Origin of the sequence: Psychrobacter sp. Ps7, from assembly GCF_022129225.1 — a bacterium.
GTDB lineage: Bacteria > Pseudomonadota > Gammaproteobacteria > Pseudomonadales > Moraxellaceae > Psychrobacter > Psychrobacter immobilis_A.
Genome location: NZ_JADQAH010000043.1, coordinates 18,584 through 28,990 on the forward strand (window position 1 = coordinate 18,584; position 10,407 = coordinate 28,990).

Below are 10,407 nucleotides of genomic sequence, written 5' to 3' on the forward strand. Positions count from 1 at the left end.
GTTATTTTTTAGCTAAATGCGAATTATCTACTCAATTCTCCTTATTTGACCATAAATTAATGGCTATTCAAAGTATTAAGAGGTCAAATTAAGCTATTATCAAGCTTAAAATTAGGAATGGTTCGTCAAAAAACATCATAATTATCAAACACACAACGAAATAATATCTTTATTATTTCGTTGTGTGTTTGATAAAACGAGATAGGGAATAGATAGTGTTTTAAAAAGGTCTTGTTTGAGCTAAAAAGGAGACCGTTTATTATCGAAAAATCAGCGTTATATGTCTGTCATTAAAGCGCTGCAAATGAGAGTTTATGAATAAGTGCGCTTAATGAGAGAGTCGAGCATAAAACTTTATAGGTCTGAATAATTTGAATAGTAAGTGACTCTGTTATCACGCAAAAAACCCGCTAATCCTAAGCCATAACGCTCAGCGACACGCACTGCGGTACTGGTAGGTGCAGACATACCGACTAGCCAAGGGATGCGCCCACGAATCGATTTTTGTATCAGTTCAATCGATAGGCGCGAGGTCATAAGGACGCAGCTAATCTCTATTTTATTGCGCAGTTGCCAACCGATCAGCTTATCAAGCGCATTATGGCGTCCTACATCTTCGAATAGGTATAGCTGCTGATTATACATCGTCGCAGCGGCGTGTACGGCACCAGTCAATTGGTGAGTATGCTGCATCGCATCGACTTGCTGGCGTATTGCTAATAGACAGTCAAGACTTGGTGTATCTGCCTTTTGTCTGTTTTGACGATAGATACTCAAGTCAGGCAGTGCTTGTGTTAGCCCTGTGATGCCGCATATACCACAACCTGTACGCCCTGCTAGCTGACGTTTTTGCGCTTGGATACGCTGATGGCAACGCTGGTTTAGTACTAGCTCCACCACATAAATGTCATAATCTTGCAGTGACGATAAGCTTTGTTCAAATGCTGCAGATTCAAAAATTTCATCCGTAGCATCTCTTATAAATCGTTCCTTTATAAATGAATCTTGCGTGAGATTTTGATAATCTGCAATATCATTCAGTTGGGTAACTTCCCAATCAAGCAGCTCATGACTATGCTGAATTAAGCCTTCGCTAGACAAAAAGCCGACGGCTAAATACTCTAGCTGGTGAGGGCTTGCCATCAGTACCGCATAGTGAATACCATTGATAACGATAGCAACCGCAGCTTCCACTGCTAAGCTCGCTGATTGGCAGTCGATACTGATTTGCTGCATATGGGTCTGTGCAATATTAGTCTTAGCAACACGGGTCTCAATAATGTTGTTAGAGTTATACTTATCTGTCGGATAATGATGCTTTTGCGCCCAATGATTACGTGCAAGCGGCGTTGCAGATGACTCTATAGTTTCTGACGTCTTATCTGTTAGGGTGTTTACCGAAAAATTATCGCTATATTTTGCGTCAGTTTCAGTATCACTTTGGGCAATCATAATACCTCGTTATATCGTATGGTCATTACCAAAATTATCATCTCCTTTAAATATATGCATCATTCAATGATTCGCCCGTTGCTGACTATGCATGATCGGTCGTAACAGCATTTGCCTCAACGCGTTGCAAAACAACGGTCGTCGATTTATACGCTGGTATGTGAGAGTCTGGTGCATGCGTGTCTAAATCAAATAAATCATTACATTCAGGATAATAAGTTGCGACAGCGTTAGCGGCGATATCCATCTCAGTCAATACTAACGGCCCTAGCGTGCGTGGCTGAGCGGTACCGTCTGTGTTATTTGAACCATTTGAGCTGGCATGGCGAGATACCATTACTCGGTCACCTGCTTGCCAACCCAAACGAGTCATTTCATCTGGGTGCATAAACAACACATCACGGCGAGTGGTTTGGCGATAGCGATCTTCAAATCCGAAAATCATGGTATTAAATTGGTCATGGCTACGGACACTGGTCAATTGCCAAATTTTTTGTTCATTGTTTGGCGCACTATTAGTATTATCATTGGGTTTTTTGTCATGGTGAAAGGCTAAAGAGGTCTCTGCCATTTGTGCTGCGACGTAGGTGATAGGGTATTGTGGTACTTCAAATTGCGCTTTGCCACTGTCAGTATTCCACACACGATGCCGCGCAGAATGGTACAAATGAAAGCCACGCTCGGTTTCGCGAATACGCTGATTAAAGTCTTCAAAACCGTCAATCGCTTGGGCGATATAATCACGAACGATGTCAAAGTCTTCACTCATTGCTTGCCAAGGAATGGACGAATCAGCACCAAGCAAATGAGTGGCGATATCTGCCACAATTTGTGCTTCAGATTTCAACGTATCGCTGACGGGTTTCAGGTTGCCTCGAGTGGGTACAATCTGACACATGGAATCTTCGATAGTGGCAAATTGCTCACCTTTGGCAGTAATAATACGTTCGGTACGACCTAAGCAAGGCAGAATAAGATTGTTCGCGCCCGGATACAGCATAGTTTCATTAAGTTTAGTACCGACAAAAATATTGAGCTGAGTGGTGGTTAAAGCTTGCTGAATTGCACTGGTATCAGGTGCTGCCACGGCATAATTACCGCCCATACTCATAAATACTTTTAGCTTACCGGCAATCAATGCTTTTGCACCAGAGACCACATCAAAGCCATTTTCTTGCGGCATCGGACGTTCAAACACACGCTCAAGGCTGTCTAGTAGCTTTTGTGCAGGGCGCTCATGGATGCCCATGGTACGGTCGCCCTGTACGTTAGAGTGACCACGGACGGGAGACGCGCCTGCGCCATCAATACCAATCATACCCATTAATAATAATAGGTTGGTAATCATCGCTACATTGTCATCGCCTTGGACGTGCTGAGTGATGCCCATGCCCCAGGTGCAAATGGTCGCAGGACTCGCCGCTACCAGTTTTGCTATAATAATGATTTCCTCTTTACTGATACCAGACCCGCGTTCCACATCAGGCCATGATTGTTGGCGCAGCCATGCGTCGAGTGCCTCATATCCTGACGTATGCTCATCGATAAAGCTTTGATCGATTTTATTGTTTTTAGTCAGCCACTTAGCGATACCGGTCAAGAGTGCTGCATCGCCGCCGATCTGAATTTGAATGACCTCATCGACCATCTCATCACTTTGACCAGCTGCCATATGCGTGGGCTTTTGCGGATTTCTAAATTTACGTAAGCCTTGTTCGCGCATAGGGTTGATTGAGAGGATTCGACAGCCTTGCTCGTGAGCATGAGCAAGCATTTCAAGCATGCGTGGATGATTGGTCGCAGGATTTTGTCCAAACATCAATATCAGTTTGGCTTGCTCAAAGTCTTCCAATTTCACGGTCGCTTTGCCAATACCCAACTGTCTACCGAGCATTACCGACGTTGGTTCGTGACACATATTGGAGCAATCTGGTAAATTATTGGTGCCAAAACAGCGCACAAACAGCTGATACATAAAGGCGGGCTCGTTGGTCACACGGCCTGAGGTATAAAATAGCGCCTCATCTGGCGAATCAAGCTGTCCTAACTGCTCAGCGATACATTGATAAGCAGCTTCCCAAGAGATTGGTAAGTAGCGGTCTTGCGCGGCATCATAATATACAGGCTCTGATAAACGACCACTATGCTCAAGCTCATAGCCCGACCAGCCTTGTAATTCAGTGACGCTATGTCGCGCAAAAAACTGCGCATCGGCTTTTTTTGTCATGGTCTCACTAGCAATGACTTTGATACCATTTTCACAGACGTCGATGGCTTTATGTGATTTGTGGTCAGGCCAAGCGCAGCCCGGACAGTCGAATCCGCCTTTAGGTTGGTTGCTTTTTAGCACACTTACGCTACCCCGTAAAAAAGTCTGATAATCCATCAGCTTACGAGTAGAGGAAATCAGCGCAGGCCAACCGGCAGCAGGGTGGGAGTAGACAGGAATTTTGCGCATGACAGACCTCATAGTAAATGGCGGTAGCGAACTTTGATATACAGCAACTATATAGTGACGAGCGAGAAGTTTGTAGAAGCATTAACTTTGACATACTCCCACCACTTTCGCCAAGCTCAAGTGGGGGATTCTAAAAGCAGATGCTCTTAGGCGACTTTCTCACGAAGGTCGCTTGTTTTCTGTTTCAACGGGCGACCCTTACTGCATCCTCCCTCCGCAGACAAAACGGCATGTCCTGCCGCTAATATATTACGAGCCGCATTAAAATCAGCGTTCGCAACATACCTACATTTGACGCACTCAAATTTAGACTGAGTTTGTCTATTCTCTTTAGCAATATGCTGACATTGAGAACAGGTTTGACTGGTGTAGTGTGGGTTTACCTTGATCAGTAACCCACCGCGCCATTGCTGTTTGTACTCAAGCATATTAACCATCATGCCCCAGCCTTGATCTAGGATTGATTTGTTTAATCCCGACTTGGCTTTAACATGACGACCTTTGTTCTCCACCGACCCGCTGGCTGATTTCGACATATTAGCGACCTTTAAATCCTCACAAGCAATCATGGCGTGGTTTTTGCTGATGCGGGTGGTGACTTTATGCAAGTAGTCATGGCGAATATTAGCAATGTGGCTGTGTAGCTTTTGAATCTTGCGGTTTTGCTTTTTCCAGTTTTCACTGAATTTTACTTTCTTTGCTAACCCTCGTTGCAATTTGGCAAGTTTGAGTTGATTGGTTTTAAAACTGTTTTTCGGTTTGATGTACTGACCGTTTGAAGTGGTGAGTAGTTTGCTGATACCCATGTCCAAGCCAATGGCGCTTGTGGCAGGGTGACGAGGGTTCTCATCCAGTTCTCGCTCCGTACCAAAAGACACGTACCAGTGCCCTGATTTCTTGCTGATGGTGACATTTTTAATTGTACCAATGATGTCTTGCGACTTCCTAAACTTCACCAGGCCAATGCCATTAGGCAGTTTTACTCGATTACCTTCAACACGGCAATATTTATCAAACTGAACCAAGCGAATTGAGTCGCAGCCATCGGATTTGCGCTTAAATCTTGGCATCAACGAGCGTAGCTGGATTTCTGTGCCGTCAGCCAGTTTAAAGAACTTGGGTTTGCGAGGTTTCTTTTTATTGTCTTTTAATCTGGCATGTACTTTAGGATCAAAGAACCGCGACCAAGCCGATGCCAGATCGCGTACTTTTTGTTGTAAAGACACAGCGTTTGAGCTGCTTTTTAGGAAGTTAAAATCAGGATTACTTTTTAAATCTATAATTTTATTAACCAGATTGGTGGCATTAATAAACTCATCTTTAGCAAACATCTCAAATGAGATTGCCAGCATTTGATTCCAAACAAAACGTGCAGAGCCGACAAGATTATTTAAAATAACCTCTTGCTCCGTATTAGGCTCAAGCCTAAATTTATACGCTTTGTTGATTTTCATAAATGCTCGTGGTGAGTTATAAGTATTACAATAATTAATTATTATACTGGATTCAGGCGCATATTATGTAATTTAAACATTGAAAATGATGCGAAATTCACCGCCACCCTAATGTCGGATGGCGTCCTCTTTCGCGGGTTTGATAGATAACAAAAAAACCTTTAAGAAAAATGCATTTTCTTAAAGGTTTATCGTGTCAATGCTCACTCACAAGCGAGCATAGAATGATGTCTGCTAAGTGAAGTCCTCTTAAGTAAAGTCTTTATAAATACCGTCTTCTTAAGATATTAGTAACGCGCGTCTTTAGGTTTTTTACCATTTGGCCAATCATTGACCTTACCAGCAAAGTCAGGGCGCGGCTGATGAGTAAAGAAGTGCGCCACATCGACGGCATCTTGATCGCTCAGCACATTTCCGTGACCCCATAAGCCTTTGGTCTGAATACCCATGGGCATGTTGTATTTTACAAAGGCTGCCGCCTTGTAAGTACGTGCCATACCAGCACCGATATTAAAGGATTCATCGCCCCACAGTGGCGGGAACACGATATCGCCGCGACTGTCTTTGATGCCTTCGCCATTATCACCATGACAAGTTGCACATTGAGCTTTATAAATTTGTTCGCCGCGGACAGGGTCTGGGGTTAATGATTCATCCACTTTACCCGTATTTTGGATATCGACTTTTTGCTCTTTTGGGGTGTTTTGCGATAGCCACTTCATATAAGCCAACATTGCCAGCATTTCAGGGGATTCAGGTTTCAACGGTTTGCCATTCATTGAGCGCTGGAAGCAGCCATTAATACGTTTGGTTAAATCAACTTCCTTACCAGATCGTGGCATCACGCGCGGATAGAAGTTATAACTATTGATGTACGGATCACCCAGTGGAATTTTACCTTGTGAAATATGGCAGCTGTTACAGTTCATTTGCGCGCCCACATGCTCTGGCAGTAAGCGCTTAGTTTCGTTTAATAAGCGTTTACCATAAAATATCTCATCAGCATTTGGTTCATCCAAGATAGCCGTATCTTGCGGCAGCACATAAGTGCCGATATCTTCGTTGGCATCATCAGTGGTGACTAAGCCGTACTCAGGTGCATTCTGCTCGATAGGCTCGGGCTGCGAGCAACCACTACTGATAGCGGCGATACTAAGCGCTGAAGCAGTAAGGATAGCGGTGGTTAAGTTGCCTATGGTCATTTTTTGAGAGATAACGCGAGCAATAGTAGGCAAGTTGAGTGGAGATTTTTTCATTATTTTGCTCCTTTTGTTTGCGCGTCAATACTTAAGTCTGGAGCAATATCCGTACTGGTTTTTGGTTTTTTGGCGAGGAAAGCCCGCATTTTTACCACGTCATTGACATCGATTTCAGGCGCTTGGTTGGTCCAGCTATTGCGGACATAATTGACCACTTCTGCCACATCTGCATCGCTAAGATTGCTGAATTCAGGCATAGTAAATGCCATACGGTCATGTGGAGTTTCAGGCATACGACCACCGCTCAAGGTAATCTGTAAGACCGAATCGGCATTGTTAGAATAAACCGCACTATTGCCATCAAGCGCTGGGAAAATACGCGCGACTCCTTTACCATCGACACGGTGACAAATTTGGCAATATTCGGCGTACAAAATCGAACCGCGCGAATCATAGTCACCATCTAGTAATTTTTGCGTAGTGATGTCTTTTTTCGCAGGCAGTGTGGCTTCTTTGTTTGGTGCTGGCGTTAATGTTTTTAGATAAGATGACATGGCGTTGATGTCGTAGTCGGTCATATACTGGGTGCTATGCTCAACCACTTCGGCCATGGCACCAAAGGCAGCAGTGGTATCAGTACGACCAGTTTTGAAGAAGTCATTTAATTCTGCAACCGTCCAAGTGCCAAGTCCGCGATGCTCACCGCGGATACTTTTGGCGCGCCAACCATCGATGATGGCACCGCTCAAATACTTGTTAGAATCTGCATTACTTAGAGCGATTTCTTGAAAGCCAATACCGCGCCCAGTATGACAAGAGCCGCAGTGCCCAGGACCTTCGACTAAGTATTGACCACGAGTCAATAGTGCGTCGTCTGTCTCAGGGACAAAGTCACGCTTGCGATCAAATAAGACCTGCCAGTATGCCAAGGGCCAGCGCCAGTTTGCTATCGGAGGTAGCTCGCTTTTTAGATTGGCTTGCTTGACGGCTGTGACATCGGACATAAAGAAGGCGTACATCGCGGCTAAGTCTTCTTCTGGCATGAGCTGGTAAGAGGGATACGGCATAGCAGGATATAAGGCTTTATTATCACTGCGTACCCCATGCTTAACGGCATTTTTAAAGTCGGCGAAACTGTAGTTGCCGATGCCAGTTTCTTGATCGGGTGTGATATTGGTCGAGTAAATTGCCCCAAGTGGCGTTAGCATAGGCAGACCGCCTGCATAAGTCTCGCCATCGAGCGTGGTATGACACGCAATACAGTCAGCAGTGCGAGCGATATATTCGCCCTGCTTGATGAGAGCAGGATCAGTGATATTGACCTCGATATCGTTACTGCTGGTGCGCATATTTGGCAGTAATTTCCCAATAATAAAGGCAACCACCAGCCCGATGATGGCTGCTATTATTATAATCAGTGGCCATTTTTTCATAAGCCCGCCCTCCATAAGATATTTTTACCAAGCTTATAATTCATCACCCATATTTCATGAGGTGTATTAATCATTCTTATTGAAATCAAAATTGAAATCGAATATTTGTGACTTAAGCTCAGCGAATTAAAAGTTACACGACTGTCATCTAGTATAGGGTAGCGGGTAATATTGTGATATTGTGGAAAACCACATTATGATTAAGGTTTTTAATTATAATGTACGTTTGGTAGGTCAAATATAAGGCTAGGTGTATGCATAAAAAGTCTAAAATTTGGACTATCTTAAAGGCTTGTTTTATTACCGTGGTAGCATGGGCTGCTTGGTTGCCGCTATCTAATGCCACCGCCCAGACTTACTATTTGGGTGTGCTGGCACCGCAAGGCGAGACAGCCGCACAAAATCGCTGGCAGCCGTGGCTTGACGAGCTTAATGATCAGTTATCAGATGACACCGTGATATTGGTACCTTTGGCGCTGGAAAATTGGCAACAGCAAATAGAAGCACAGCAGTTTGCGCTAGTGCTTGGCCCGCAAGTGCAGTTTATAAAAATGAATACTATCAGATGGCGCTGGCTGGCTACCTTACAAACAGAGACGGCTCAATTAAATAGCAATGCGCAAAACGCTCGTGATAAAAGTTCTCGTGATAAAATTTTTAGCAATCAAGGATTTGATGCTGAGGGTATTAATGGGCAACAATCGCAAAATCAGCTATCGACGACAGTCACCCTCGCCAATGAATTTAATAAGCTAAATGAATATACGCCATTAAAACAGCCGAGTGCGATGGAAGAGGTCGCCAGTGCTTTATGGGTCGCTGCCGACAGTGATATTTATCGTTTGCAGGATTTGGAGCAACGTCATATTGCTGCCGTCGACACTGACGCATTTGGCGGTTATTTATTGGGCGCACATTTATTACAGAAAAATGGCATTACGCCAAATCACTATCAAACACAGTTTGTCGGTTATCCGATAGAGCGCACTTTGCATGCCTTGGCTAGTGGCAAAGTAGACGCTGCCATTACGCCGCTTTGTTTGATGGAGGATATGGCAAGGCGCGGTCAAATCAATGACAAGCAATACCGTCTCATTCATCCAGTCGCCACTGTATCCAGCTGCCACTCTTCAACGAAAATATATCCAAATTGGACACTGGCAGCGACCGAGCAAGCGCCAGATGCTTTGGTGCGCCAGATCAATCAACATCTATTTGGCAAGCGTCAATTAGAGCAGCGCTGGTTACCAGCAGAATCAAGTAGCGATGCTGAGCGCATCCTTTATGAGATGAATCGCCATCCCGCCCAAAAGCAGCTGAGCGCGCATATGATCGACTGGATAAAGGCGCATCGATTATGGATGGCTGTGATTATTTTGGTTGTCCTGATATCGACAGTAAATTATGCTTGGATGAGCTGGCTGGCATGGCGGCGGCAAAAAAAGATAGTGCGGCAAAATAGACTAATCCGTGATTATGATCAGCAGTTACACCAATCAGAGCGCTTTGCGGTCATCGGTGAGATGAGCGGTGCTATCGCTCATGAAATCAATCAGCCGCTGGCAACCATTCAAAATTATGCGCAAGGATTATTGATACGCAGTCAACATGCAAGGTTGTCTAAAAATGCTATCGACATAACGCCACTTGACAATGCGGCAACAGAGAATGCTCTACAGCAGATTGTCAATGAAACAGAACGCGTCGCTGCTGTGGTGACTAATATCCGCCGCTGGGCTGGACGGTCGCAAGCGAATGAAACTCGTGTCGATATCGCAGCTATCTATCAACAGTGCATCTTATTATTGGGTGAGCAAGCAGTAGGTGTCAATTTTTGGCTGGCAAGTGATTATCAGCATTTAACCTTGCCAAATTTATTATTAGATCAGTTACTGATAAATAGCATGACCAATGCTGCACAGCAAGGGGCGACCAATATCATGCTACGCTGTCAGGCAGAGAGGTATAATAATAAGCAATGGTTGGTATTGCATCTAAGCGATGACGCTGGCGGCTTTGATCAAACTCAGCTGAATAGGCAGCACCTACCAGAGAGCCTACCCAGTCAATATGCTACCCAGTCTACGAAAACAGACGGTCTAGGATTAGGACTGATGATATGTCAGCGCTTATGCAAGTCGCTGGGCGGTATGATGCAGCTAAACAATATTGATGTCGAGCATGAAATTGAGCAAGTTTACCAAGTAATGAGCAGCGAGCAGCACCGCTTTAAACGTAGCTTAAACGGTAAAATCCAACTGCTACAAACCAATGCTAACTATCAGCTGTCAAACACGGTGGGCGCACAAATATCTTTTTATCTGTCATTATCTTTAGCGAATAATGACGAAAAACTCTAGGGTGTGTATAGAATTCAAATCAAGGGCAACCAGATAAAGACACAAGCGAGC

Annotated in this window: 6 protein-coding genes; 1 reads left to right on the top strand and 5 read right to left on the bottom strand. The window is 44.4% G+C overall.

The window, feature by feature from the left end; genetic code table 11:
- Positions 1 to 354 precede the first annotated feature (354 nt).
- The 5 genes from I3257_RS12240 to I3257_RS12260 all read right to left on the bottom strand — a co-directional run bounded on the left by I3257_RS12240 (position 355) and on the right by I3257_RS12260 (position 7,996).
- Complete coding sequence (locus I3257_RS12240; protein ID WP_087815049.1) at positions 355 to 1,452, bottom strand: formate dehydrogenase accessory sulfurtransferase FdhD; 1,098 nt, start codon at positions 1,450 to 1,452, stop codon at positions 355 to 357.
- An 85-nt stretch (positions 1,453 to 1,537) separates the two neighbouring features.
- Positions 1,538 to 3,910 carry an FdhF/YdeP family oxidoreductase gene (locus tag I3257_RS12245; protein WP_201553653.1) on the bottom strand — a complete coding sequence of 791 codons (2,373 nt, stop codon included), beginning with the start codon at positions 3,908 to 3,910 and terminating at the stop codon, positions 1,538 to 1,540.
- 146 nt (positions 3,911 to 4,056) lie between these two features.
- Positions 4,057 to 5,364, bottom strand: a complete 1,308-nt coding sequence (locus tag I3257_RS12250) for an RNA-guided endonuclease TnpB family protein (protein WP_087815047.1) — start codon at positions 5,362 to 5,364, stop codon at positions 4,057 to 4,059.
- A 287-nt stretch (positions 5,365 to 5,651) separates the two neighbouring features.
- Positions 5,652 to 6,620, bottom strand: a complete 969-nt coding sequence (locus tag I3257_RS12255; protein WP_226950204.1) for a c-type cytochrome — start codon at positions 6,618 to 6,620, stop codon at positions 5,652 to 5,654.
- The gene (locus tag I3257_RS12260; protein ID WP_227675911.1) at positions 6,620 to 7,996 is read right to left on the bottom strand and encodes a cytochrome c; all 1,377 of its coding nucleotides are present in this window, start codon (positions 7,994 to 7,996) and stop codon (positions 6,620 to 6,622) included. The genes I3257_RS12255 and I3257_RS12260 overlap by 1 nt, the downstream gene beginning before the upstream one ends.
- 254 nt (positions 7,997 to 8,250) lie before the next feature.
- Between I3257_RS12260 and I3257_RS12265 the strand changes: the two genes are divergently transcribed.
- Positions 8,251 to 10,356 carry a PhnD/SsuA/transferrin family substrate-binding protein gene (locus I3257_RS12265; RefSeq protein WP_087815045.1) on the top strand — a complete coding sequence of 702 codons (2,106 nt, stop codon included), beginning with the start codon at positions 8,251 to 8,253 and terminating at the stop codon, positions 10,354 to 10,356.
- Positions 10,357 to 10,407 lie beyond the last annotated feature (51 nt).

Bases quoted from the DNA above. Each gene is read 5' to 3' on its own strand.
- I3257_RS12250 (WP_087815047.1), bottom strand. From the start codon at position 5,364: ATGAAAATCAACAAAGCGTATAAATTTAGGCTTGAGCCTAATACGGAG.
- I3257_RS12245 (WP_201553653.1), bottom strand. From the start codon at position 3,910: ATGCGCAAAATTCCTGTCTACTCCCACCCTGCTGCCGGTTGGCCTGCG.
- I3257_RS12265 (WP_087815045.1), top strand. From the start codon at position 8,251: ATGCATAAAAAGTCTAAAATTTGGACTATCTTAAAGGCTTGTTTTATT.
- I3257_RS12255 (WP_226950204.1), bottom strand. From the start codon at position 6,620: ATGAAAAAATCTCCACTCAACTTGCCTACTATTGCTCGCGTTATCTCT.
- I3257_RS12240 (WP_087815049.1), bottom strand. From the start codon at position 1,452: ATGATTGCCCAAAGTGATACTGAAACTGACGCAAAATATAGCGATAAT.
- I3257_RS12260 (WP_227675911.1), bottom strand. From the start codon at position 7,996: ATGAAAAAATGGCCACTGATTATAATAATAGCAGCCATCATCGGGCTG.